At 36.8% G+C, this 25497-nt stretch carries 31 protein-coding genes; 22 read left to right on the forward strand and 9 right to left on the reverse strand.

Translation table 11 applies throughout. The features are described 5' to 3' along the window. Positions 1–418: 418 nt before the first annotated feature. The 7 genes from BQ5321_RS11195 to crcB (BQ5321_RS11225) all read left to right on the forward strand — a co-directional run bounded on the left by BQ5321_RS11195 (position 419) and on the right by crcB (BQ5321_RS11225) (position 7909). Positions 419–787, forward strand: coding sequence for a hypothetical protein (locus BQ5321_RS11195; RefSeq protein WP_071394570.1), 369 nt, complete (start codon positions 419–421; stop codon positions 785–787). Between the two features lie 209 nt (positions 788–996). After that, entirely contained in the window at positions 997–2004 is a 1008-nt protein-coding gene (locus BQ5321_RS11200; protein ID WP_071394571.1) for a DUF3231 family protein, read from the forward strand. A 95-nt stretch (positions 2005–2099) separates the two neighbouring features. Further along, positions 2100–3065 carry a UV DNA damage repair endonuclease UvsE gene (gene uvsE / locus BQ5321_RS11205; RefSeq protein ID WP_071394572.1) on the forward strand — a complete coding sequence of 322 codons (966 nt, stop codon included), beginning with the start codon at positions 2100–2102 and terminating at the stop codon, positions 3063–3065. A gap of 126 nt (positions 3066–3191) precedes the next feature. After that, on the forward strand, positions 3192–3527 hold the full coding sequence (locus tag BQ5321_RS11210) for a zinc ribbon domain-containing protein YjdM (RefSeq protein WP_071394573.1): 336 nt from the start codon (positions 3192–3194) through the stop codon (positions 3525–3527). Between the two features lie 342 nt (positions 3528–3869). Next, positions 3870–7070 carry a DEAD/DEAH box helicase gene (locus tag BQ5321_RS11215; RefSeq protein ID WP_071394574.1) on the forward strand — a complete coding sequence of 1067 codons (3201 nt, stop codon included), beginning with the start codon at positions 3870–3872 and terminating at the stop codon, positions 7068–7070. Between the two features lie 81 nt (positions 7071–7151). After that, positions 7152–7538, forward strand: coding sequence for a fluoride efflux transporter CrcB (gene crcB, locus BQ5321_RS11220; RefSeq protein ID WP_071394575.1), 387 nt, complete (start codon positions 7152–7154; stop codon positions 7536–7538). Further along, the gene (crcB, locus tag BQ5321_RS11225) at positions 7535–7909 is read left to right on the forward strand and encodes a fluoride efflux transporter CrcB (protein WP_071394576.1); all 375 of its coding nucleotides are present in this window, start codon (positions 7535–7537) and stop codon (positions 7907–7909) included. The genes crcB (BQ5321_RS11220) and crcB (BQ5321_RS11225) overlap by 4 nt, the downstream gene beginning before the upstream one ends. Before the next feature lie 219 nt (positions 7910–8128). Here the strand turns inward: crcB (BQ5321_RS11225) and BQ5321_RS24240 are convergent, their stop codons facing one another. Beyond that, on the reverse strand, positions 8129–8284 hold the full coding sequence (locus tag BQ5321_RS24240; RefSeq protein ID WP_159433423.1) for a hypothetical protein: 156 nt from the start codon (positions 8282–8284) through the stop codon (positions 8129–8131). 324 nt (positions 8285–8608) lie between these two features. Here BQ5321_RS24240 and BQ5321_RS11230 point away from each other — a divergent pair, with 324 nt between their 5' ends. After that, on the forward strand, positions 8609–9529 hold the full coding sequence (locus tag BQ5321_RS11230; RefSeq protein ID WP_071394577.1) for a DMT family transporter: 921 nt from the start codon (positions 8609–8611) through the stop codon (positions 9527–9529). Positions 9530–9613: 84 nt separating this feature from the next. Here the strand turns inward: BQ5321_RS11230 and BQ5321_RS11235 are convergent, their stop codons facing one another. Beyond that, the gene (locus BQ5321_RS11235; RefSeq protein ID WP_071394578.1) at positions 9614–10438 is read right to left on the reverse strand and encodes an aldo/keto reductase; all 825 of its coding nucleotides are present in this window, start codon (positions 10436–10438) and stop codon (positions 9614–9616) included. 372 nt (positions 10439–10810) lie between these two features. On the opposite strand from BQ5321_RS11235, the gene corA reads away from it, so the two are divergent. The 3 genes from corA (at position 10811) to BQ5321_RS11250 (ending at position 12875) form a co-directional block, all read left to right on the forward strand. Then, entirely contained in the window at positions 10811–11764 is a 954-nt protein-coding gene (corA, locus tag BQ5321_RS11240; protein WP_071394579.1) for a magnesium/cobalt transporter CorA, read from the forward strand. Then, positions 11761–12084 carry an HNH endonuclease gene (locus tag BQ5321_RS11245; protein ID WP_234978390.1) on the forward strand — a complete coding sequence of 108 codons (324 nt, stop codon included), beginning with the start codon at positions 11761–11763 and terminating at the stop codon, positions 12082–12084. Before corA ends, BQ5321_RS11245 begins: the two co-directional genes overlap by 4 nt. 242 nt (positions 12085–12326) lie before the next feature. Further along, positions 12327–12875 (forward strand): hypothetical protein, encoded by a 549-nt coding sequence (locus BQ5321_RS11250; protein ID WP_071394581.1) that lies wholly within the window; start codon positions 12327–12329, stop codon positions 12873–12875. A 52-nt stretch (positions 12876–12927) separates the two neighbouring features. Here BQ5321_RS11250 and BQ5321_RS11255 read toward each other — a convergent pair whose 3' ends face one another. Beyond that, entirely contained in the window at positions 12928–13140 is a 213-nt protein-coding gene (locus tag BQ5321_RS11255) for a GlsB/YeaQ/YmgE family stress response membrane protein (RefSeq protein ID WP_071396875.1), read from the reverse strand. A 187-nt stretch (positions 13141–13327) separates the two neighbouring features. Between BQ5321_RS11255 and BQ5321_RS11260 the strand changes: the two genes are divergently transcribed. Genes BQ5321_RS11260 through BQ5321_RS11270 form a run of 3 tightly spaced genes read left to right on the forward strand, consistent with a single transcriptional unit; the run spans position 13328 to position 15814 of the window. Continuing rightward, entirely contained in the window at positions 13328–14053 is a 726-nt protein-coding gene (locus BQ5321_RS11260; RefSeq protein ID WP_071394582.1) for an ABC transporter ATP-binding protein, read from the forward strand. Beyond that, complete coding sequence (locus tag BQ5321_RS11265; protein WP_071394583.1) at positions 14050–15111, forward strand: ABC transporter permease; 1062 nt, start codon at positions 14050–14052, stop codon at positions 15109–15111. The genes BQ5321_RS11260 and BQ5321_RS11265 overlap by 4 nt, the downstream gene beginning before the upstream one ends. Before the next feature lie 34 nt (positions 15112–15145). Further along, positions 15146–15814: a TetR/AcrR family transcriptional regulator gene (locus BQ5321_RS11270; RefSeq protein WP_071394584.1), complete on the forward strand. Its 669-nt coding sequence runs from the start codon at positions 15146–15148 to the stop codon at positions 15812–15814. Positions 15815–16162: 348 nt separating this feature from the next. Here the strand turns inward: BQ5321_RS11270 and BQ5321_RS24245 are convergent, their stop codons facing one another. Continuing rightward, complete coding sequence (locus tag BQ5321_RS24245) at positions 16163–16306, reverse strand: hypothetical protein (protein ID WP_159433424.1); 144 nt, start codon at positions 16304–16306, stop codon at positions 16163–16165. A gap of 152 nt (positions 16307–16458) precedes the next feature. Between BQ5321_RS24245 and BQ5321_RS11275 the strand changes: the two genes are divergently transcribed. Continuing rightward, positions 16459–16893, forward strand: a complete 435-nt coding sequence (locus BQ5321_RS11275; protein WP_071394585.1) for a GNAT family N-acetyltransferase — start codon at positions 16459–16461, stop codon at positions 16891–16893. A gap of 92 nt (positions 16894–16985) precedes the next feature. Next, positions 16986–17939 (forward strand): peptide-methionine (S)-S-oxide reductase MsrA, encoded by a 954-nt coding sequence (gene msrA / locus BQ5321_RS11280; protein WP_071394586.1) that lies wholly within the window; start codon positions 16986–16988, stop codon positions 17937–17939. A 52-nt stretch (positions 17940–17991) separates the two neighbouring features. On the opposite strand, the gene BQ5321_RS11285 is transcribed toward msrA, so the two are convergent. The 3 genes from BQ5321_RS11285 to BQ5321_RS24250 all read right to left on the reverse strand — a co-directional run bounded on the left by BQ5321_RS11285 (position 17992) and on the right by BQ5321_RS24250 (position 20311). Next, complete coding sequence (locus BQ5321_RS11285; RefSeq protein WP_071394587.1) at positions 17992–18216, reverse strand: hypothetical protein; 225 nt, start codon at positions 18214–18216, stop codon at positions 17992–17994. Between the two features lie 97 nt (positions 18217–18313). Continuing rightward, the gene (locus BQ5321_RS11290) at positions 18314–19888 is read right to left on the reverse strand and encodes a sensor domain-containing diguanylate cyclase (RefSeq protein ID WP_071394588.1); all 1575 of its coding nucleotides are present in this window, start codon (positions 19886–19888) and stop codon (positions 18314–18316) included. A 279-nt stretch (positions 19889–20167) separates the two neighbouring features. Then, a complete protein-coding gene (locus BQ5321_RS24250; RefSeq protein WP_159433425.1) occupies positions 20168–20311 on the reverse strand; it encodes a hypothetical protein in 144 nt (47 codons plus the stop codon). A gap of 235 nt (positions 20312–20546) precedes the next feature. Here BQ5321_RS24250 and BQ5321_RS11295 point away from each other — a divergent pair, with 235 nt between their 5' ends. Next, on the forward strand, positions 20547–21929 hold the full coding sequence (locus BQ5321_RS11295; RefSeq protein ID WP_071394589.1) for an amino acid permease: 1383 nt from the start codon (positions 20547–20549) through the stop codon (positions 21927–21929). A 66-nt stretch (positions 21930–21995) separates the two neighbouring features. Here BQ5321_RS11295 and BQ5321_RS11300 read toward each other — a convergent pair whose 3' ends face one another. Further along, complete coding sequence (locus BQ5321_RS11300) at positions 21996–22208, reverse strand: hypothetical protein (protein ID WP_071394590.1); 213 nt, start codon at positions 22206–22208, stop codon at positions 21996–21998. Positions 22209–22447: 239 nt separating this feature from the next. Between BQ5321_RS11300 and BQ5321_RS24255 the strand changes: the two genes are divergently transcribed. Both BQ5321_RS24255 and BQ5321_RS11305 read left to right on the forward strand, forming a co-directional pair. Beyond that, complete coding sequence (locus BQ5321_RS24255; RefSeq protein ID WP_159433426.1) at positions 22448–22621, forward strand: hypothetical protein; 174 nt, start codon at positions 22448–22450, stop codon at positions 22619–22621. Between the two features lie 98 nt (positions 22622–22719). After that, positions 22720–22959, forward strand: a complete 240-nt coding sequence (locus BQ5321_RS11305) for a DUF3892 domain-containing protein (RefSeq protein WP_390622186.1) — start codon at positions 22720–22722, stop codon at positions 22957–22959. 78 nt (positions 22960–23037) lie between these two features. On the opposite strand, the gene BQ5321_RS11310 is transcribed toward BQ5321_RS11305, so the two are convergent. Beyond that, a complete protein-coding gene (locus BQ5321_RS11310) occupies positions 23038–23667 on the reverse strand; it encodes a LysE family transporter (RefSeq protein WP_071394592.1) in 630 nt (209 codons plus the stop codon). A 132-nt stretch (positions 23668–23799) separates the two neighbouring features. On the opposite strand from BQ5321_RS11310, the gene BQ5321_RS11315 reads away from it, so the two are divergent. The 3 genes from BQ5321_RS11315 (at position 23800) to BQ5321_RS11325 (ending at position 25492) form a co-directional block, all read left to right on the forward strand. Next, positions 23800–23979 (forward strand): H-type small acid-soluble spore protein, encoded by a 180-nt coding sequence (locus tag BQ5321_RS11315; protein ID WP_071394593.1) that lies wholly within the window; start codon positions 23800–23802, stop codon positions 23977–23979. Between the two features lie 439 nt (positions 23980–24418). Beyond that, positions 24419–24553, forward strand: coding sequence for a YezD family protein (locus BQ5321_RS11320; protein ID WP_071396876.1), 135 nt, complete (start codon positions 24419–24421; stop codon positions 24551–24553). A 225-nt stretch (positions 24554–24778) separates the two neighbouring features. Continuing rightward, entirely contained in the window at positions 24779–25492 is a 714-nt protein-coding gene (locus tag BQ5321_RS11325; RefSeq protein ID WP_139187791.1) for a phosphoadenylyl-sulfate reductase, read from the forward strand. Positions 25493–25497 lie beyond the last annotated feature (5 nt).

The raw sequence follows: 25497 nt of genomic DNA on the forward strand, positions 1-25497 counted from the left end.
AAAAGATTTGTCACAATTCAGAGGGATATTACTAGTTTGCCTCAAAAACTATCTATATTAGAGCTTGGAAAATGCTATTCTAATAGTGATAGTTACGGTGTTAATTCATAGCTAATTCATAGCTTTTCATGGATAAAAGTGGTTTTTTTCTTTCTTTTTTCTAATCGATGGTCCTTCTTATGAATTTGATTTTTATGGTAATAAATACATTATAACAGATATTTATGAAAAAGTTTAATAATTCTGATTATTTAATATAAAAAATATCCAAATTTTTTATATTCTACAATTGTTACTATTATCACAAATATTTTTGTATAAAAGTACTTGCATGAAAATATTGGAAATACAAAGGGCTTATCGAGCATATCATGATTAACATTGAAATAAATCATGACATTTTGACTGAGGTGTAATTATGGCAAGGGTATTACATTTTAGTGATGAAGAGTTAATTTTAAAATTAAATGGATTTATTGCCTGTTTAGCGTTAAAGCGTAAAATCATTATGCCTTATCGCATGATTAGGAATGTGTATGTTGATCAGTTTCAAGCACATCAAATGATGCTGAGAATGCCTGGCACTTCTATTCCGCCGTTGAATATTTATGAAGGGAGCTTTAAGTATGGTAATGAGTGGTATTTTCTTTCCTACGAAAAAATACAGCCATTAATACTTATTGAACTCCAGGGACATGAGAAATATCGATATGTTATCTTTCAAATGGAGAAACCAACCGCAATGGCGGCTGAAATACGAAGACATTTAATTAAATATCGGGATTAACCGAATTTGAAAAGGAGAAAACTCGTTTTATTCATTTTGAATGCGCTTAACCTACTTGTGATACGTCAATTCCTCTTATTTCTCCGCCTATTGTATCCTTTACATTATGTACATCCCCATAGTGTCTTATAAAACCTATTTTTTGAACATAACATATTATTTCTCCTGTAGGGCAACTTATCAGAGTACGCTATACAGGAGGTTAGGAGATGGAGCATAATCAATATAATGTTGAATTAACTTCAGTAGAGCTTGGAAAACTTTGGGCAACCTATACAGGAAATACGATGGCTAAATGTGTTTTAGGGTTTTACCTTAGACATATTGATGACGAGGATATTAAAAAAGTGTTAGAAAACGCACTAGAATTATGTGAAACCATCATTGATAAAATCTTTGATGTATACAAACAAGAAAATATCCCGGTTCCAATCGGTTTTACAGAAGAGGATGTTAACTCCGATGCGCCTAGATTATTTTCAGATAGGTTTTATTTGCATTATCTGAAGTATACGTGTAAAGCTGGGATGAATATTTATTCCACTGCCATTCCATTAATCGTTCGTAATGACATTCGGGACTTTTATATAGATATACTTCAAGCAACCACCAAGCTTGTTTCACAGGTTAATGATTTACTAATGGAGAAGGGGTATTTTGTGAAACCGCCTATCATTCCCATTCCAGATAAAGTGGAGTTGGTCAAAAAACAAGGCTATCTAAACGGTTTTTTTGGCAATATCAGACCTCCACATGCATTAGAAATTACCCATCTATACGACGATATTGAAAATAACGTCACGAGTAAAGCGCTCCTAATCGGTTTTAGTCAAACAGCTAAATTCGAGGAAGTACAGAGGTTCCTGCTTAGAGGTAAAGACATCACGACCAAACATATTGAGTCCTGTGCACAGCATTTACATAGAGATCATCTGCCGTCTCCGCCCTTATTGGATGATGTCGTTACGACTAGCACCTATGCTCCTTTTTCAGATAAATTAATGATTTGGCATAAAATTGATATGTTTTCGATGAAAATAAGAGCATATGCGAATGCTTTGTCTCTTAACGGCCGAAAAGATTTAGGGGCCATGTATGCTAAATTTCTGGCAGATATTGGTCTCTTTGTTGAAGACGGTGCAAATATCATGATTGATCATGGATGGATGGAAAAAGTCCCGCAGGCGGTTGATCGGGAAAAATTGAAAAATGAATGAATTTGTTAAGCTATCTAAAGGTGTTAATGGTCATTTACTTTCATCATTGTCTAGTCCAGTGTTAATTTCGCCATACTGTAGTTGAGGTGGATATCATGACAGTTGTTCGACTTGGTTATGTGGCCATGAGTATGGAGCTGCAAAATGCATCGCCGTCACAAACGATGACCTTTACGCAGTTTCAAAAAATTAGGGACCGGGAAGCAGCGATTCGTAAATTAGAGCGGATTGCCATCTCTAATTTAGAAAATACACTAAGGCTGCTTAGACATAATGCATTTAGCGAGATTCATTTTTATCGGATAACTTCACGGCTAATTCCATTAGCCAACCATGAGGAGCTCCTTGATTGGGATTATATGAAACCGCTAAAAAAGAATTTGCAGGAAGTCGGGGAGTTTGCAAAGAGTAACGCTATCAGAATTGATTTTCATCCAGATCATTTTGTTGTAATTAACTCTGCTAAAAAGGAGGTATTAAAGAATTCAATCAAGACACTTAAGCTGCATTATTTACTGTTAAAAGGAATGGAGATTGATCCCGAACATCGTTGTGTCCTGCATGTTGGTGGAAACTACAAAGAGACAGATAAATCACTGGAGCGTTTTGTCGATAATTGGATGCTAGTCCCTGGTCCTATTCAAAAAATGATTATGCTTGAAAATGACGATACATCCTTTACAGTCGATGATACTTTGTATTTATGTGAAAAATTAGGAATTCCACTTGTGTTTGATTATCACCATCATCTCGCACACAATCATAATGAAAATTGGCAGGACAATTGGGAGAGAATCACGGCTACTTGGCAAAATTCTCCGTTGCCAATAAAGATGCATATCTCTAGTCCGAAAAGCGAAGCGGAATTTCGACACCATTCGAATTATGTTGATATCGACATGTTCTTTCGTTTTCTAAATGAAATGAAAGGGTCAGTCTCCCAAATTGATTGTATGATTGAGGCAAAGAAGAAGGATCAGGCTTTATTCCGATTGATGGAAGAAGTTAAAAAAAGAACGGACGTTGAAATCATTGATGGGTCATCCTTCCGATTAATGTAAGACGGAGTCATGGATTATCCACTCATTCTAAAAATTATCGAGATATTTCCTTCAGAGCACGTTATAATAGACAGGTTGATGTCATTCTGTATCATCAAATATTCAAATGTTATGGAGGAAATAATCATGTCAAACTTACCAAACTGTCCGAAATGTAATTCTGAATATACATATGAAGATGGAAGCCTCTTAGTTTGCCCGGAATGTGCTTATGAATGGACTGTAGAAGAGGAAAGCAATGAAGATGTGAAGGTTATTAAGGATGCTAATGGTAATGTGCTCACTGATGGAGATACAGTGACAGTCATTAAGGATCTGAAAGTAAAAGGATCCTCGTCCACACTAAAGCAAGGAACAAAGGTTAAAAATATTAGGTTAGTTGATGGCGATCATGATATAGATTGCAAAATTGATGGATTTGGAGCAATGAAATTAAAATCTGAATTTGTCAAAAAGGTATAACTTCATTCACAAATGCTTTTTTACCGAAAGCTTGCAACAGGTAAAAAAGTCCTCCACTTCTACAAGTGGGGTTCAAACCCTGGCTGAATGAAGTTAAGCCTCCGGCGGATGTCACGGATTTTCTAAAGGTAGTTTATCGAGCGAACTCGCTAAAAATCCGGACGCAAATTCGACGCGCGAATTTGATTGAATAGAAAAAACCGTCTGTAAGGTAAAAACTATACAGACGGTTTTTCTTTTATCTATAAGCTTCTTATCTTCGTTTTGTTTCAATTTTTCCTTTAAAGAGTGATATAATGTTTTTTTGTTAGATAGATGGAAACCTCAAGAGGAGGAGACAGGATGAGGCTTAAGTTAAGTGAAAAAATAATTAAAGAAATGTGCGGTACAGTCTCCTTCAAAAGAGGGGATGCTTATTTCCGCAATAAAAAAGTAACGTTTACAAAATATAGCCATAACTCTTATCAAGCAGTCGTAAGCGGGGCAGAGAATTTTTATGTAACGATTGACAGCGATTCTTCACAAAGAATAACAACCTCGTGTAGTTGTCCAACGCTCGCTTCCTTTCAAAAGGATTGTCAGCATATCGCTGCCGTTTTACTGGCCATATCTCATTATCAGAAACAAGGTATAACACCTGTTCTTGATGAAGAATATACAGGAGACGTAAATCAAGAGTTGACGGAAGGACTATTGAAGCTTTTTAATCAACAGAAAACACCGTCAATCAGTAAAAAACGTCATTTCGAGGATAGAGACATTCTTGAAGCGGAATTTATCTATAAAATATTATCTGTTGGCAGTGAATTCATGCTGGCTATTCAAATCAAAATAGAACAGATAGTCATTGAGAATATTCGTGAATTTCTTAAAAAGATAAAAGACGGGGACACCTATAGGCTATCCCATTTTGTCACCTATAATCCAAGTCTTCATTGCTTTCGAATCGAGGATGATGCTGTATTTCGCCAGCTGTTTATGATTATGGATCATGAACAAATGTATTTAAAAACGGTGAGAAATGACCAAGAAGAGGGCTTTTGTAAAGAATTAATGATTTCTCCCACAGCATGGGAATCACTTCTCCCAACACTTGATAGGGCTTCGAATGTAAAGCTTGAGTATAATGGAAATAATGTTAATAGATTAAATGTATTAGACGAAGCCCTTTCCCTAAAGTTTCAGTTTGTTGAAGATCCTAACAATGGCTTCCAGCTGAATGTAGAAGGTTTACATAATCTAATTATGTTAACATCTTACCATTTAGTATTATCAGAAGGAAAACTAATCCGACTACAGCAGGAGGATTTTCAAAGGCTTGTTGAATTAAAGGACATGCTGATCTCCACTGGGACGAATAGAATACCTGTACCGAGAGAGCAGTTGTTTTTGTTTATGGAAAAGGTCATCCCCGGATTGAAAAGATTAGGGGAGGTACAGCTTCCTGACAGCATGACGCAAGATCTGAATAAGACAACATTAAAAGCAAAACTATACCTAGATCGTGTCAACAATCGTCTTTTAGCAGGTCTTGAGTTTCATTATGACCAGATTGTAATCAATCCATTGGAAGAGCGTCCCATTAGGGCATTTATTGCAAGAGACAGTGAAAAGGAGAAGCGAATTCTCCAAATCATGGAGGATAGTTCCTTTGCAAGAAATGATAGCGGCTATCTATTATATAATGAAGAATTGGAATATGAGTTTTTATATCATGTTCTTCCTAAGCTGAAAGGATTCGTACAAATATACGCGACCACTGCAGTTCGAAATCGTCTGTATAGAGGGAATCCTCGTCCTCGAATCAGAGTAAAGGCTTATAAGGACCGCATGAATTGGCTGGAATTTACGTTTGATTTAGACAGTATTCCGCAAAATCAAATCAAGGATGTTCTCGCCGCTTTAGAAGAAAAAAGAAAATATTACCGCTTAAGAGATGGCTCATTGCTGTCCTTGGAGACGCGGGAATTTGAGACCTTGAAGAAATTCCTTTATGCACTTCCGGATGAGTTGGATTTTGAGGATGGAATTCAGGTTAGCACGATTCAAGGTCTTCGCATGCTGGAAGCAGTAGATGATCAAGAAATTTTGTCATTAGAAGAATCCTTTCGTCGGTTCTTAGAGAATATCGAGCATCCAGAGCGGTTAACTTTTAAAGTTCCGGAAAAGCTCGACTCCATTATGCGTGAATATCAAAAGCACGGCTACAAGTGGATGAAGCTGCTTTCACAATATGGATTTGGTGGGATTTTGGCAGACAGTATGGGACTAGGAAAAACCTTGCAGGGAATTGCCTTTATCCAATCAGAGCTGGCCGTTATTCGCGAGAAGAAAACACCTGCTCTCATCATCTGTCCTTCATCCTTGACTTATAATTGGGTGAGTGAATTGTTAAAGTTTACCCCGGATATCCAGGCCATTGTAGTGGATGGGACTGTACAAGAAAGAGCAGAGATTATGAAAGAGGCAGTGGAGCAGGATGTTATCATTACATCCTATCCTTTACTGCGCAAAGACTGTAAATGGTATGAAAAGCAATATTTCCACACCGTTTTTTTCGATGAAGCACAGGCCTTTAAAAATCCAACGACGCAAACAGCCAGAGTGGTAAAGAAAATCCAAGCTGGAAACCGTTTTGCGCTTACCGGTACTCCTGTGGAGAATTCACTTGAAGAGCTATGGTCTATTTTCCATGTGGTCTTCCCTGAGCTATTCCAGGGACTTAAGGAGTACAGCAATCTGACAAGGGAAATGATTGCTCGAAGAATCCGTCCCTTTTTACTCCGCAGGTTGAAGGAGGATGTATTGGCAGAGCTTCCAGCAAAACTGGAGTCCATCGAAGCGGTTGAGCTCTTGCCGGAGCAGAAAAAGCTATATGCTGCCTATTTGGCAAAGCTGAAGCATGACACGTTAAAGCATTTAGATAAGGATACGATTCGAAAAAATCGCATTAAAATCCTGGCCGGCTTAACACGTCTGCGGCAAATATGCTGTCATCCAGCCTTGTTTGTGGACGGATATAAGGGTAAAGCGGCTAAGTTTGAAAGGCTGCTGCAGCTTCTTGAGGAAGCGAAAATGGCAGGGAGAAGAGTATTGATTTTTTCACAGTTTACGAAAATGCTAAGGCTTATCGGCCGAGAATTAGCAGAGCAGGGAATTCCTTTTTTCTATCTTGATGGGCAGACGCCTTCAGAAGAACGAGTGGATTTTTGCAATCGATTTAATAGGGGGGAACACGATTTCTTCCTGATTTCATTAAAGGCAGGAGGAACAGGCTTAAATTTAACAGGTGCAGATACTGTGATTTTATATGATTTATGGTGGAATCCGGCTGTTGAGGCACAGGCCGCTGACCGTGCGCATCGGATTGGACAGGAGCAGGAAGTACAGGTCATAAAGCTTGTTGCACGGGGGTCGATCGAGGAAAAGATCAATGTATTGCAGGAAAAAAAGAAGGATTTAATAGAAAAAGTGATTGATCCCGGGGAGAAAGGGACCTTTTCCCTAACAGAAGAGGATATACGTGAACTATTAAATATCTAGCAGTCATATGTTTTTCTAAAGAATGTTTTTTCAAGAAAAGGGAGTCATCATTCGTCGTTGATATCCAGAAGGAAGGATAGTATGAAGGTGTTTTTCGTCATGCTTGGAGGATTTTTAGGAAGTATTTCAAGATATAGTGTAGGAGAGTGGATTCATATAGATAATGGTTTTCCACTTGGAACCTTATCTATTAATCTAATCGGATGTTTTATCCTTGGCTGGTTTTTTACTATTGCTGGCCGTTCAAGGAAGGTGAGGGCTGAGGATTCCCTTTTGATTGGAACTGGTTTTATTGGCTCGTTTACCACTTTTTCAACCTTTTCCGTTGAGACAATGCAATTATTCCAACATGGTTTATTCGGACAAGCATTTCTATATATTCTGGCTTCCACGATTGTAGGTATTCTGTTAGCCTTTTTAGGCTATCGAATAGCCTTATCGAGTAAAAGAGGGGCGGAAGAAAAATGATATGGTTAATCGGAATCGGTGGAGCTCTAGGAAGTGCACTACGTTATTTATTAGGCAATTATATGAAAAGTCGTTTTCATCAAATCGTATTTTTCCCATTAGGAACATGGGTGATCAATATGACGGGGTCTTTCATATTAGGAATTTTAATCAAGCTTCATATGGAAGACATCATCAATGATGGGATGTGGTTTCTGATTGGAGTTGGCTTTTGTGGTGCCTATACCACCTTTTCCACCTTTGGATATGAAACCCTTACTTTAATAAGGGTAAAGAAAATACATCTCGCATTGGTTTATGTTATCGTATCGATACTTGCTGGGGTACTGGCTGCGGGAACTGGATATGGTTTGATAAATTTTGTGATTTAGTCAGAAAAAATATGCTTGAAATGAAATCAAGATGTTGTTTAACGAGCGAGCTCGATAAAAATCCGGACGCAAATTCGTCCGTCGAATTTAATCTAACAACAGTATGTGCTAAATACACATTAAATAGTAATGTTTCCCGCAAATTACAAAGGGATGGAACCTTTTGTTCGCACACGATCAGTTCTACTAAATAAAGCTGCCTCTTTGGCAGCTCTATTTTTAGTGACTTGTTAAATGCTTCATTTTATTCTCTTTAATCGGAACATGCTTTGGTCTTTTTGGATAGCCTGATTTACCAGCATCGTCAGGACCTGTAAGTGTATTTCGTTGGTCGAGTACTTTACCTGTAAATTCAATTGGAGTTCTATCTGCCATTCCATCCACCTCCATTAAATAGGATGGTTGAAAAGACCAAGGCTAATAGCAGGTAAATTTTCCTTTTGCAATTGAATGAAGAAATTTGTCGTGATGTATGGAGCATTATTTTATTTCAACTAGCTATATTTAGATTAGGACATTTCAATTAAGTGCGAAAGTCGCTTTATCCTATCTTAAAACAGTGGATAAAGTCTTTTTATTGTTTGTCATTAATTTATTCATTCCAATCATGATTATATTTCAAAAAATATTGAACAAAAGAAAACGCTTTATTGATATAATAATATTTATGGATTATAACTATAGAAATGGAGTGTACCTATGAAAAATAATACTAGGCGTGGTGAGCTTCTTCTCACTATAACAGCGCTGATTTGGGGTACTTCGTTTGTAGCTCAGCGTGTTGGCATGGAATATATCGGACCTTTTACGTTTACAGCGACAAGATTCATAATTGGGACGCTATCATTAATTCCTGTGATTTTTATTATGGGCAGGATTCATAACAAGCCAAAAAGTAAAGCATCGAATGGAACTAATAAAGACTTGCTTATTGGCGGGTTAGCTTGTGGGATTGCCTTGTTTTTTGGAATTTCCTTTCAACAGGCTGGATTAGTGTACACGACTGCTGGAAAAGCAGGGTTTATCACGGCATTATATATTGTTTTAGTACCGCTTTTCGGTCTCTTTATCCAAAAAAAAGTAGGGAAGAGTGTTTGGATTGGTGTGGTTTTAGCCGTTATCGGGCTGTATTTATTATGCATGACAGAAGGCTTTACGATTTCAAAAGGTGATTTAATTGTTTTATGCGGCACTGTATTTTGGGCCATACACATATTAGTTGTGGATCATTTTGCACCAAAGGTAGATGGACTAAAAATGTCATTCATTCAATTTTTTGTGGCAGGAATCCTATCTCTTCTAGTAGCTATCTTTGCAGAAAATATTGAATTATCTTCCATTCTAGATAGTGCTGGACCGATTCTATATACCGGTATAGTCGTAGTCGGGATTGCTTACACATTTCAAATATTGGGGCAAAAGGGAACAAGCCCCACTGTAGCAGCGATTATTCTAAGCATGGAATCCGTATTTGCAGTCATCTCAGGAATGATTATACTAGGAGAAAGTATGTCACTTAAAGAAATAATCGGCTGTGTCATTATGTTTATCGCGGTAATTATCGCTCAGCTTCCAGCAGAAGTGGAAACAGATACACAAGCTAAAAAGAATGTAATCTAAAATTCAAAAAGTGTAATCGAAAAAAAATATATGAGCAATAAAAAGAAGCGACGATGATCGCTTCTTTTTCGATTTCACAGATGTTTATCTTAGATTAAAATCATTTGGTTCAGGACCTTTCCGGCGGTTACGGTTAAGGCTGTTTATTTCATCCATTTCTGTTACGGATAATTCAAAATCAAATACCTGGAAGTTTTCTTCAATCCGTGATGAGGTCACAGATTTAGGAATCACAATGGTTTGATTTTGCAAATGCCATCTTAGAATTGTCTGGGCCGTTGATTTTTTATGTTTTTCAGCTATTTGTTTAATAACCGGATCCTGCAACGCTTCTCCGCCTTGATCAAGCGGACTCCAAGCCTCGACGTATATATTATGTAACTGACAATAATCCTTCAGTTCTTTCTGTGAGAGGTAAGGGTGACACTCTACTTGATTTACCACAGGAGTTACGTCACATTCAGTGATAATTCGTTCAAGATGCTCCTTGTTAAAATTACACACCCCAATCGCCTTTACGCGCCCATCTTGATAAAGTTTTTCTAAAGCCTTGTATGTATCAACGTACTGATCATACTGTGGTGTCGGCCAATGTATGAGGTAAAGATCAACGTAGTCTAATCCCAATCTTTCCAAGCTTTTCTCATAAGCCCGAATAGTATTGTCAAAGCCCTGATCAGTGTTCCAAACTTTAGTTGTAATAAAAAGTTCTTCACGTGGAACAGTTGATTCATTGAGCGCTTTTCCAACACCTTTTTCATTTTCATAAATCATCGCAGTATCAATCGAGCGGTATCCCACTTCAAGTGCCTTAGCAACGGCAGTAGCTGCTTGATCATCAGGAACCTGCCATACACCAAAGCCTAGCTGCGGCATTTTCAGACCATTATTCAAGGTTGCAAAATCCATCGTCTTATTTCTCTCCTTCTTTACTTAGCTTTTCTTTTTACCTATTTAGATTAACGCTATAGTGAGGTAATTTCAAATTTTGGATAGAATAAGCCTTAAATGTAAATGATAAAACGCTGAACGAGCTATTTAACTTCATTCAACAGAAGTCCTCCACTTATACAAGTGGGGGTGAATGCAAATGGTTCTTCGATTCAGTGGGGTTCAAACCACAGCTGAATGAAGTTAAGCCTCCGGCGGATGTCACGGATTTTTTTAAGGTAGTTTATCGAGCGAGCACGATAAAAATCCGGACGCAAATTCGACGGGGCGAATTTGATCTGTTGAAATCTTCCTCGAATATTCTATCTATTAAGGAAGGTTGTGCACTGCATGATACGAGTCGTTGGAATTACATTTGATTTTGAATTAGAAACAGCTAATACCCTTAATCATGTAGATTTTTCTCGTTATAGATGGTATTGGGTTGATTTTAATGGACCAAGTCATGATGAAATAAGCCATTTAACTAATACATTTCAATTTCATCCACTAGCGGTTGAAGATTGTATTCATAGACCTCAGCGCCCAAAATTGGATTATTATGATAACTATACTTTTTTTGTAACTCATATTGTGAAGGAAAAGAATAAGGAAATTGAGAGGGAGGAGTTGAATTTTTTCATAGGAGACTATTATATCGTTACCTATCATCGTGAGCCTGTCCTGGAGGTCAATCAAGTATGGGAGAGGCTAATGAATAAAAAGAATTTAGAGCAATGGGATCCCTATTATGTGTTTTACGACATTCTAGATAAGCTAGTGGATAATTACTTTCCTCTGATGTATAAAATTGAGGACGAACTAGACAAAATTGAAAATAATACCCAAAATAATTCGATGGAGAGTTTGATGAATGAGCTTTTTGATACAAGACATATGCTACTGAATTTAAGACATTCCATAAACCCAATGAGAGATTTGCTTTATCGTATGTTAAATTCGCATCATTTACAGGGCATTAGGGATCGATGGGAATATTTCTCTGATATTTATGATCATTTACTTAAATTATCGGACATGGTCATGTCCAGCCGAGAGTTGACAGCGGACATCCGTGACAGTTATTTGTCGTTAAATTCACATCAAACCAATAATGTTATGCGAATATTGACCATTATTACTTCTATTTTTGCACCATTAACCTTTATTGCAGGCATATACGGTATGAATTTTAAGCACATGCCTGAGCTTGCATGGAAATATGGCTATTTTTTGGCACTGATTATGATGGGAGCAGTGGGTGTGGCGCTGTATTTTTGGTTCAAAAAGAAGGGATGGTTTTGAATCGATATGAATGGGTTAGAAAAGATGAAAAGGCGGCTAGATGTGAGTTATGCGGTCGTCATGGCGTAGAAACAACCGTCCACCATTTACTGCCAAAAGAAATGGGCGGTACCTTTGGTGATACAGCTCTGCTATGCATACCCTGTCATAAGCAGATTCATGCCTTATACAGTAATACTGAAATAGCAGCTAGGCTTTCAACATTACAGGAACTAAGAAATGATGAAAAAATATCCTCGTTTATCAAGTGGCTCCGGAGGCAACCTCCAACGAAAATAATGAAAATAAAAAAATCTAAAGAACGCAGGAAAAAGAGATAAATACTGGAGAATGTTTGTACACATTGAACCTACCTAACTACATAGAAATATACAGTAAGCTTGAATATATTAATTCAAGCTTTTTCATTTGTTTAAATAATAATTCTATTATTTGGAGCGAGACGATTGTCCCTTTGTGTTTCTTTTAAAGAGGGTAAAAAAGACTATTTAGGCTGTATTACCGTATTTTATTAGAAAATTTGATATAATTAAAATAGTATTAATAATAGGGGGCTATCATCATGAAAAAGGGGATTTCATTTCTGTTTATCTTCATTATCCTTATCAGTATTACAGCCTGTAGTTATCGTACAATGAACGAGGCCATTCCTTATAAGGTCAATCAAATTATACATACTGAGAAGCTAGAGGATATTTCGATTGTGCTTTACGATACAATTGTTGAAGTAGAGAATTTTTCTGATCAAACAATGCCTGTTTTAGGTGTCGCATTCTTAAAGGGTGACAATGATGAGGGTTGGGACAATGTTGGACCTAATGGCTGGAATCATAAGGATAATGATCAAATTACCATTTATAAAGAGGACTTTCGTGACTATGATAAGGAAGGTAAAGTCCTATCAGATCTCTCAATTATTTATGGTGAAATACATAATCCAGAGATTAAGAAAATAGAGACATTGGCTATGGGTGAAGATGAAAATTATAAAGAGGCATTCATCATAAAAAAAGATAAAAAGCAGTATTATTTGGCAATCGGTGCGAAAAGTAGTATTAAAGCTCTTTCAGAAAACGGGGAAATTCTATACCAGGAGGACTGGGCAGAATAAGGGCACTAGAGTAACAGGAAAAGGGAGACTGATGTCTCCCTTTTCAATTATATTAAAACAACTTAGCTATTAGTCCTGCTACAACAACAATTATTACGGCACCAATGAGTGCAGGAATTAAATAAAAGCCGGCAATAGCAGGCCCCCATGTACCTAATAATCCATGACCAATCCAAGCTCCTATAAATCCAGCAAGAATTGACCCAAAAAAACCTCCTGGCATATCAAAAGGTACAAGCTTTTCCGCAACATAACCAATCATCATCGCAATGATAACAGAAATAATAAATGCGGTTACACTCACTATACAAAACTCCTTTCTTATCAAACTATGCTCATGCAAGTGTTTTTGTTAATAATAAGTAATGACTCATTTTACTATTGACAATATGAAATATATTCCATAATAATAAAGTGAGTGGTTACTCATTTTTTTAAGGAGGTTTTAATAAATGAGTGTCAGTATTGAAGTGGCAAATGTTAGTAAGAGCTTTAGTAAGAAGCAGGTCTTAAATGGAATAAATTTAATCATTGAGGAAGGTACATTATATGGTTTTATCGGTCCTTCTGGGGCAGGAAAGACGACCTTAATTAAAATGATTGTCGGAATGGATCAACCTGATAACGGAAGTATTCATGTATTAAAGAAGAAGATGCCAAATCTAGGTATTCTTAAAGAAATCGGATATATGGCACAATCAGATGCACTATACACAAGCCTATCAGGTAAAGAGAATCTTACTTTTTTTGCAGCCTTATTTGGTTTAAAAGGGGAAGAAATGAAGCAACGTTTAGCGTATGCTGCAGAACTTGTCAATCTGACAGATGATTTAAATAAAAAGGTTTCGGCTTATTCTGGAGGAATGAAGCGTCGGTTATCACTTGCCATTGCATTAATTCAGAACCCTAAAATCTTAATTTTAGATGAACCTACCGTTGGAATTGATCCTGAATTAAAGGCTGGAATTTGGAGTGAATTGCTCCGCCTAAAAAATGATGAAAAAAAGACAATCATTGTCACAACTCATGTTATGGACGAAGCCGATCGATGTGATTTTATTGCCATGATACGAAATGGAAGGATCATTACAAATGGGACACCGGATGAATTGAAGTCAGGATATCAGGCAAACAGCTTGGATGAGGTATTCCTTAAAGCAGGGAGGAAGGACTCATGAGAACGATAGCGGTAGTGAAAAGGATTTGTCTTGAAATGTTTCGTGATAAACGAACATTGGCCTTGCTTTTTGTGGCTCCATTACTCATCCTATCTTTAATGTACTTATTGTTTAATGGGGACACAATAGAGCCGACGCTTGGAGTTGTGGATGTAGACCAGGCTCTTGTTACACAATTGAAGGATACTAATATGTTGATAAAAGAATATCAAGCAGTGGACGATACGGATGGAACAGTGGTTAAAGACCAGCTCGACGGTATTTTGCAGAAGGAGAATGAGCAGTATATTTTAACCCTGCAAAATCGTGACCCTAGTACGGCAAAGTCATTGCAAATGAAGGTATCGCAAACAATTGCTGCCTATACTCAGTCTATATTTGTAAGCCAAAGTGCAATGGAAAGACAGCTTCCAAAGGTACAGATGGAAACGAATTATATTTATGGAAGCAGTGAAACGGTTTATTTCGATGTATTAAGTCCGATTCTCATTGGCTTCTTTGTTTTCTTTTTTGTATTTCTGATTTCAGGAATTGGTCTATTAAAGGAGCGAACAACCGGTACACTTGAAAGACTTATGTCTACTCCCATTAGGCGGGGAGAAATTGTCTCGGCCTATTTAATTGGTTTTGGGATGTTTGCCATTATTCAAACCATTATTGTCGTTTTTTATTCCATCAGCGTATTAGATATTGTCCTAGTAGGTTCCATATGGAATGTTATCCTGATTAATCTATTGTTGGCGTTAGTTGCGTTATCCTTAGGTATACTGCTATCTACTTTTGCAGCATCCGAATTTCAGATGGTTCAGTTTATCCCGATAGCCATCATTCCACAGATTTTCTTTTCCGGCATTTTACCACTTGAGGGAATGGCCGATTGGCTTCAAGCACTTGGGAAAATCATGCCTTTATACTATGCTGCAGATGCCTTAAAGGGTGTTATGTATATGGGACTTGGTTTAAAAGAAATCAGTGGGGATTTAATCGTATTAGCAATATTTGCGATTATCTTTATTATCCTCAATATATTTGCCATGAAACGATATCGAAAATTATAACAAACTAGATAAACTAAAGGTGGTGGACATCATTGTGTCAAAAAATAGCTTACTGGAAGAATTGATGGCTCAACCAGTGTTAAGCAAAAAAATGACGGTAAAACAGCAGAAAATAGTCGAAACAGCAGTCAAAATGTTTGCTGAAAAAGGGTATGCTAATACATCAACAAGTGAGATTGCAAAGGCTGCGGGAGTGGCAGAAGGAACTATTTTTAGACATTATGGTACGAAGGATCGGTTATTACTTGCTGTGATTCTGCCATTTATAAAGGAATCACTTCCATCAATGGCTGAAAATGTTTTTCAAGAGGTTTTCTCAAAGGACAAAAGCTTTGAGGATTTTTTACGAGCCTTTATCAAAAACCGCTGGCAGTTTCTGGATGAGAATAAGGAGCTTTTTAAAGTAATAGTCAAGGAGCTTTTGTACAGTGAGGATCTAAAACATGATCTGCTACCCTTCTTTAAGGATGCTGTATGGAACCGTTTAATAAACGTAATAGATCATTTTAAAAATCGGGGAGAATTGCTTGATCTTCCAAGTGAGACTCTGTTAAAAATGATGTTTACAGTTATTGCTGGAAGTTTTGTTTCGGATTTAGTCTTATTCTCAAACCCCTCCACCCCTGCAAAAGATGAAGTAATTGAAGCCATGATTCGATTTATCATGGACGGAATGAGCAATAAAACTCCAAATGATGAATAAGACAGAATGAAGGAGAGCAATAGTCAATATTGCTCTCCTTCTGTTACTTCAATGAAAATTAGGTCATACTTTTTGAATATTCAACTTATTGTGTTAGTGATGGTACTCTCATTAGGCTTCTTAATTTAGAAATGAGATGACTAAATCGAATGCCCGCTCGAACAATCATGAAAAAAAGTGTAGGAAATAAGCGAAAGAGAATATTCAAAGTATATCCCTCCACATTGAATTATTGTGTTAGCATGCTGCAACACTACTCATAGTATTTGCTATATTTTTGCGTTCATTACAATTTCAATATTATTTTTATATTAACATTATGATGCGTTTCTATCCCACACCGAAATGCTATTTAAGATTATTTTTCTGTGCATTTTCAGTCAAAAGATTTCTTACATCCTTCACCATCTCATCAAATGTCTGATTCACTTGATTCATAATGGAATCTTGTGGAGTATTCTGATTGGCTTGTTCAGAATGATCTTTTTTCATCCTATTCACCTCCGCTATGGATAGAGTGTGTAAATGATAGAAAAATATGCCATGAAAAAAGTGTACATTATTAATTTTTCTCAAGGATTCATGAACCAGGAGTCTAAATATAGTATATAATTAGACTAAATTTTCAGAAAATAGGGAAAGGGATGAAAATGATAACAATAAAAGAACTTTCTTCAAAGGATGAGATTTTATTGGCTTTTCCAGTTATGAAACAGCTGCGAAAGCATCTAGATGAAAGCACCTATGTAAAATTAGTGCTCGATGCACAGGCAAATGACCAATATAAATTGCTTGCCCTGCTTGAAAATAGTGAAATTGTGTCAGTAATCGGATATCAACCAATGATTACGTTATATTATGGCAGGTTCATATGGGTTTGTGACTTGGTGACGGATGAACATAAGCGTTCTAAAGGCTATGGAGAACAGCTATTGTCCTATGTTCAAAAATGGGCTTCCGAGAATGATTATGAAAGCATTGCTCTATCCTCTGGTTTACAACGAAAGAATGCTCACCGATTTTATGAAGAAAATATGAAATATGATAAAGTAAGCTATGTATTTAAAAAAACGTTATAGGCTATTTTTTATCGATCGGGGAGAACTTTAAGTCTATTCGAAATCTATTATATATTTTAAGGTCTTTTTGGATTGAAAGGAGATTAGTGGGAATGTCTCAATATGAATATGCTACATTTGCCGGGGGTTGCTTTTGGTGTATGGTTGAGCCGTTCGATCAGCAGCCTGGAATTAAAGAGATTATATCAGGCTATACCGGTGGACATACAGAAAATCCAACATATGAGGAGGTTTGTTCGGAATTAACAGGTCATTATGAAGCTGTTCAAATCACGTTTGACCCGGTTGTCTTTCCCTATCAAAAATTACTGCAATTATACTGGCAGCAAATTGATCCAACTGATGCGGGAGGTCAATTTAATGATCGTGGTTCGTCCTATCGGACAGCTATCTTTTATCATCATGAAGAACAACGTAAGCTTGCTGAAGCCTCGAAAGACAAGCTGGACAAAAGTGGCCGTTTCAAACACCCAATTGTCACTGAAATTCTGCCAGCGGGAGTTTTTTATCAGGCAGAAGAAAAGCATCAGTATTATTATAAGAAAATTCCTTTTCACTACAATTTATACAAAGAAGGCTCAGGAAGAGCTAAATTTATCCGTGAAAACTGGAGAACAAGAAAAAGTGATGAAGTGCTGCTCCAGGAACTGACACCAATTCAATATGAGGTTACACGGAATAATGCAACAGAACCTCCATTTCAAAATGCATTTTGGAATCATACTGAAGATGGAATTTATGTAGATGTTATTTCAGGAGAACCGTTATTTAGCTCGCGGGACAAATATGATGCAGGCTGTGGCTGGCCAAGCTTTACCAAGCCATTGCGGAAAAATGAATTGGAGGAAAGGTTTGACACCTCTCATGGTTTACGCAGAATTGAGGTACGGGCAAAAACATCCGATTCACATTTAGGACATGTCTTTGATGATGGTCCTGAGCCATACGGATCACGCTATTGTATAAACTCGGCAGCGCTACGTTTTATACCGAAGGAAAGACTTGAAGAGGATGGCTATGGTGAATTTAAAGCCTTGTTTACATAGAAATTGGAAAAACACACACTTCTATTTGAAAAGTGTGTGTTTTCTGACTGTGTTAGTAAATGTATAGATGGCTTTCAACAAACTGACACACATCATTAATATTTAATGTGTTTTTCTTTAATTCTTTTTCTGCTTCCTTAATATAAGGCAGATAGTCTGGAATAGTATGCAGTTCTTTGATGGAAATTTCTCCGCTGACTAATTGTAAAGCTGCTTTTTGTATTTCTTCATTTTCTACTTGAAATAACAGAAAAGCAAGACAACTAATTCGATCCATTTCATTTCCACCCTTCCAAAACATTTGTTCTTGTATATTCTTACATAGTTCTACAAAACCATAAGAAAATCCTTCCAAGAATTTGGAAAAAAGATTGCTAATTATATCGATAGATGGTCGTTCTATTTTTCCCATTTAGCTTCGATTGATATAGCGCTTTATCTGCTCTTATCAGGATTTCTTCCGGACTCTGATCGCTTTTAGGATGAAATGAGGATATTCCTAAAGAAACCGTGATGGATTCTCCAGTTGGATTACTCGAATTCGCTATTCGCATACGCAGTTGTTCCGCAGTAATAAATGCACCTTCCTCATTCGAATTCTTTAATAGGATAGAAAATTCTTCGCCTCCATATCGATAGAATAAGTGGTCTTCACTAGTATTGGCCCTCATCATTGAGGCAATGAACTTTAATAGATCGTCTCCCGTTAAATGTCCATAGGTATCATTTACTTCTTTAAAATGATCAATATCAATCATGATAATGGAAAAAGGTATCTTTTGCTGAAACCATTCATGAGTAGTTGCATCAAAGGCTCTGCGATTTCCTAATTCTGTTAAACCATCTAATTGGACTTGAATATTTAATTCTTTAAGGTGATTTTGTAAGTGATTATAAAGCTGGCTGACTTCATAAATATTTGATTTAATCGGAGGGACAGATGCCTTTGGAAAATTGGCTGCGTTCTCAGCATACTCAGCTAGTTTATTGATCGGCTTCGTAAAACTATTTGTTAAATACCAGGCAATGACTAAAATTAAACATAATAGCGGTAGGGATTGAAGGATGACTTTCCCAAGTAATTCTTTTAACGGAGCTTCAATAACCGATAAAGGAGTCTGTGATACGATTCCCCAGCCAGAATTTTCCTCATAAGCATAGCCAGCAAAAAACTCCTTTCCTTCTGAATTGATAATGATTTGGCTACCGCTTTTTCCCTTTATAACCTTTTGGACCATCTGATTGGACGTGACTTCATGATTGATGCGACTTGAATTCGGATGGTAAATAATCGCACCTCTCTGATCGACAACAAAAACATAGGAGCCGTCAGCCACTTCACGATCATGATGATTCAGTAATGAATTAATTACATTATCACTTTCTAGATGTATTGCCCCTGCCACAAGTCCTTGAAATACACCTTCTTGATTAAAAATAGGTGCGGATACGAGTACAATTAATTCTCCAAATGCGGCGCGATAGGGCTCTGAAATAAAAGGCTTTTGAATGGTCAGCGCTTTTTGAAAGATTTTCGATTGAATTTGTATTCCTGTAAGAAGGGTAGTCCCTGTTGCTTCCGTTTCAATATTCTGATTAATACTTGGGCTAATGAATTGAATGACACCGTTTTCATCCGTGATAAATAAGGAACTGAAATATTTTTCATTTGCTGCACGCCATTCATCGATATCTATTTGATGAAAGTTATCATGGGTAAGGATTCTTGCTAATGCATGGACGTTTTTTTGCATATGTGTCAGCATATCACTTGTGCTTAAAGCCAGTTTGCGGGCATATTTTTGATTACTCTCCAAGTAATTTGTTGACAAAGTGTCTCTTAGTGCTTGTGCAGAGGAATACCAATTTACACTAATTGTCAAGAGAATAGCCAGGGTGACAAGGCTGCTAATTATGATTTGTAGTTTGATTCCCTTTTTACCATTCATTGGGTATATTACCTCTTTATTCATATATTAATATATTTAAATTTATTGATATTAAATATTAATACGGTCATTTTACCATAATGTTTATAATAGCACTATTACGATGTTTGTAATGGGTTTATATATTTTTTTATAAGGAAATAGTAATGGATTATACATACGAGGGAGGTGTGGAAGAAATAGTATGAAGAGAGATCACTTTGAATATAGAGATCGCCCAGCACAGTGACAGAACAATATAAGCATCACTATGGCCAGGCAGAATCATTTAGATTTAAACTACAGCACTTGAATTTCATTTTCTTTTACCAGCACCACTTTTCTTGGTGATTGCTCACTTCTTATTTCATAGAGTCCGTTTTTATAATCGTATAAAATAACATAAATATCTCCAGCAAATAAAACCTTGTCATTAATCGTCATATAAAGTCCTCCTATTTATTAATGTTAAAATTTGCAGTTATTAACTTATGTAATATTATCTTACATGAAAATTATAAGATGTGAAGTCTGTTTTTGTATATTTTGTGTAAAAATTTAAAAAATAAAGTCGTTTACTGTCATTCATTTCAGAAGGAAGCGAGCGCCTTTAAATTTTACTGTACATAGAAATGTATCGTTCCTCTCAAAATAATATGGATGTTAAGGAGGTTTTGGAATGAAAAAAGCTACTTGTGGTCCCGATGAAAAAATGATGGCCTGGTGGCAGCTGTCGTTAGTCGGTGTTGGCTGTATTATTGGGACGGGGTTTTTCCTTGCTTCAGGGATTGCAATCAGATTAACAGGCTCTTCTGTGCTTCTGGTTTTTATCGTTGCAGCTATCGGTACTTATGTTGTAGGGGAGGCACTTGGGAAATTAGCTGCACATGACCCGCAGAAAGGATCATTTCGGACCTATGCGAAAAAAGCATTTGGAAGATGGGCAGGTTTTGGAAGCGGATGGGTCTATTGGAGTTCAGAAATTCTCATTGTCGGCAGTCAGTTAACGGCTTTATCCATTTTTACCCGTTTTTGGTTTCCCAATATTCCTATATGGATCTTTGCATCTATCTACGCCGTTTTAGGCATCATTGTCGTATTGTTAGGTGCTAGTGGCTTTGAGAAAGCAGAAAATATTTTTGCTATTACTAAGGTTTCAGCTATTCTAATGTTCATCTTATTAGCCCTTGCAGGAATTATTGGTTGGATTCATGGTGGGGGAGAAAAGCTATATATTCCAAATAATACAAATGAATTTTTTAAGGCCGGATTAATCGGCTTTTGGTCGGCCTTGATATTTGGCTTTTACGCGTTTGGTGGAATCGAAATTATGGGGATGATGACGCCTAGATTGCGGAAAAAAGATGATGCTCGAAAGGCTAATTCAGTTATGCTCCTAATGTTAACGTCGATTTATCTAGTATCAGTGGGACTTGCTGTTCTTTTAGCAGCGAATAATAGGTTTACTCCTGATGAAAGCCCGTTTGTAGTAGCAATGGATCGCTATGGACTAGCCTTTTTCCCACATGTTTTTAACGGAGCTATTATTGTTGCTGGTTTTTCGACCATGACTGCATCATTGTTTGCGGTTACTAACATGCTAGTAACCTTATCAGAGGATGGAGATGCTCCAAAGATTTTTTCCAGAAAGGGTAAGCTTAAAGTTCCTCCTTTTGCACTTTTTCTCACGATTTGCGGGTTAATCGCAAGTATTGTAACCGGACTGCTTATGCCGGATACGGTGTATGAGTATATTACGACTGCTGCAGGTCTTATGCTTCTATATAACTGGATTTTTGTGTTATTTGCATACCCAAGAATCTTAGAATTAACCACATGGGAAAAAGTAAAGCAGTGGATAGGCTTTCTGCTTATTCTATTAGCTGTCAGCGGTACATTATGGGAAAAAGCAAGCAGACCCGGTTTTTTCATCAGTTTAATTTTTATCGCTGTTATTGGTCTTGTGTTACTAATCATGCAACATCGCTGGAAAAAGGAAGATAAGAATAAGGAACCAAAATCTCCTCATATGTGGGAGCACCTTGAATTTGCCAAAAAATAATTTGAAACTAAAAAAATGCCATCCACCATATTCAGATCTACAGGTGGACGGCATTCTTAGTCATGACTATTGTTGTAATTCTTGATCAAATAGCTCCTTCTGTTTTGTTATAATATCGATGGCTTGATCGGAGATTTGACTTAATTCTTGATATAGGGCATTTGAGGAACGATTATCGCCTTCCTGTACCTCTTCAAAAATTTGCTCTGCTAATTGTCGCCTTCTATGGCCAATTTCTCTTAGCTCATCACCGAGTTTTTCTAATTGCTTGCGGTCCATACTCATCCTCCTTAAACAACATACTGTTCGCATAAGCTTGTCAATTAATATGCCAACAGCATTGTAAGCATATAACTGTAATATGACCGTCTGTCTTTCTTTTATTCGATACATGGAATAATTTCGTCCATCTTTCTTTTATAGGCTATTTTCTCTACGCCCTGTATGTTTCAAAAAACTTAGAGCATGCTAAGCTTTGAAGTATCTTTAATTCGTAATAAGAATGGAGGAGTTACATCGTGGATGAAAACCATAGTTCAAGTGATGCTGCCGAACATCACAAAATGAAATCTGTTCGTGAAGTCATTGAAACGAGTTCCACAGGGTATGGATTAGAATCCGTTTTAGAACCAAAGAAAGATAATAAGGAGGTAACAGATAAAAAAATTCTTGTGGAGGACTATAACCATTAATCCTTTCAATGGGGGTCTATCAATTGAATAGTAATGATTATAACCAAATTTATCAGGAATATAAACAACAGGCTCAAGTGCAGGCCAGTACGGAAGCGATGAACTCTGTGGATTCTGGAAAAGAAGCAATCGTTGCAGTACGTAAAAATGATGAAGGCGATATCATTGCCTTCAAGACAGACAATGGACGAGAATTAGATTATCTATCGGCACTAAATGAAGCAAAAGCAGGTAGGCTGGCACATGTGGACGTTTTTCACAAATATGGAAGAGACATTATCCGCAGTGAACCTGACGGCATAAAAGAGAATAATTTAGATCATCTACCTACTTTTTAAGCACCGAAGAATCATCTAAGAAGAAATTCCCTATTCCTAAAGACCTGAAAGGGCTTAGGATAGGGATTGAACTTATTTTTAGAGAAATAAGAGCTTTAGGGCCTCATATCCAAAATAAATTCCAAATCCAATTAATGAGATTCCTGAAGTGATGGAAATAATAATGAGTATTTTTGCCGTTAATAGCTTTCGAAATGTGCTGGCTAAAAGAGCCATGAACAAGTCCCAAATAGAGATTCCGCAAAAAATAGCAAAGCTGTATAGAAATAACTGACCTGTATCATATGTATGGACCGTTTTAGCAAGAACCGAACCGTATATACCGAGCCAGAAGAGAATTGTTAATGGATTTGATAAAGACATAAAAAAACCAGATAAAAATGATTTCAAATATGATTCGCCTTTGCTCTTTCTTGATTTGGATACGATTTTGCCTGCACCGATAAAGCATTCAATCCCTGAATAAACAAGGATAAAAAAACCAAATAGCCAAAGAAAGCTTTTCACAATTGGAATTTCCAAAAATTGAACCACACCCATATATACGGCAAGCATATAAAGCATATCGGCTATCATCGCTCCGACTCCGACCATCCAGGCATTGAAAAAACCCTCTTTAATCCCTCTATCCAACTGTGCTGCATTTATTGGCCCGATAGGTGCGGCCAGTGATAGTCCTAAGAAAATATAGCTCAAAAAAATACCCATGTTTTCACCCCATCGATTATCTGCTTGTACAATGTTTATTCAATGGCAAGTGGTTGTACAACCACTTTTTTGTATAAGAATTACTTGATGTGTGAACACTATACTGATGATGATGAAAAAGGAGGTCATACTATGGATGTTAGCAGAGTAAAACAAATACTATCTTCTTCAGCTAATATTGAAGTAAAATATCAGGGGTCATCAGTTTGGATTGACCAATTGAGTGAAGATGGTACAACCGCAACCGTCCATCTAAGAGGTCCGTTAGAAGAAAGAACAACGGTTCCTGTTGCAGATTTATTGGAAGAATAGACGTTACACCTTTTTATCGAAACCTCTCATTTATAACAGTATCCTTCAAGTGTAGAAATTAATTCTTGAAGGATACTGTTTTTCATTTAGTCTGAAAATAAGTCAAATTAGGGATTTACCAAGTGAAATAGGATATGTTATCATAAACACAGATTTTAATTCCGAGTATTCTAATAGTAAAACTAAAAAAGAGTGTTTTTAATTCCGAGTAATTTCATAGAAAAACTCATTGACAATGTTTGGATTTGTGTTAAAATTTTAAAAAATAAGTTAAACCCTTTAATACGCTGCTAAATCTAAACAAGTCAAAAATTAGCTTGGAAGTGGGGTAAAGTGTTTACCCATCCCATCTTTCGCAAGTGGAAGTTTTTCGCTCTATCTTGACGATTAATGGCAATCGTTTCCGCTTTATTGGAGGGGAGGAGTTTAGGTGGTAGACATGAATACAAATGAGAAGATGTTCGAGCAGCTCAAACGAATGCTCCAGGATTTGAAATATGGTTCGATTACCCTTGTTGTTCAAGATGGTAAGGTCATCCAATTAGAAAAGGTAGAAAAGGTACGGCTAAAATAAATGATTAATTGCTGACTAGAAAAACTAGAGGCAGTTTTGACCAATGTGAAATCGGTTAAGACTGTCTTTTTTCGCATAAAAAGACGGTTTGAGCAATGAAAATGATTTGACATACGATTTTGTGCTGCACCATACTGAGCTTATCATTGTGGAGGAATATGGATCGTACCTATTTCAAAGGGAAAATATTATGAAGATATGTATTACTGGAAGGTGGGGAATGAGATGGAAGAGATAGTAACCTATGAAAATGTAGATGAATTTCCATTAAATGAATTTGCAGTTGATGATGAAACCAAAGGAGCACTTGAAGTATTAAGATGGGGTTATTCTCATTATGGTGAAAAATTAATTTATGCTTGTAGCTTTGGGATAGAGGGGATTGTTCTCATTGACTTGATTGCAAAAGTAAATGAGAAGGCAAAAGTGGTTTTTCTAGATACAGGACTTCATTTTTCAGAAACATATGAATTAATTGAAAAAGTGAAGGAACGCTACCCAGCATTACAAATAGAATTGAAGAAGCCTAGCATCACGTTAGAGGAGCAAACCATACAATATGGGGAAGAACTTTGGAAAAGTAATCCGAATAAATGCTGTGAGATTCGTAAAGTCCTCCCATTGAACGAAGTTTTGTCAGGTGCGACAGCCTGGTTATCCGGTTTAAGACGGGAACAGTCACCATCGCGCCAAAATACCCAGTTTATCAATAAAGATAATAAGTTTAAATCAATAAAGATTTGCCCGTTAATACATTGGACATGGAAGGATATTTGGCGCTATGCTCACAAACATCAGTTAGCATACAATACGTTACATGATAATGGGTATCCAAGCATCGGTTGCAGTCCATGTACGCAACCAGCTATTAATGTAGATGATTTGCGGTCAGGAAGATGGACCGGAACAATGAAGACTGAATGTGGACTCCATCTATAGAATGA

Origin of the sequence: Bacillus tuaregi, from assembly GCF_900104575.1 — a bacterium.
In the GTDB taxonomy this organism is placed as follows: Bacteria; Bacillota; Bacilli; order Bacillales; family Cytobacillaceae; genus Bacillus_BD; species Bacillus_BD tuaregi.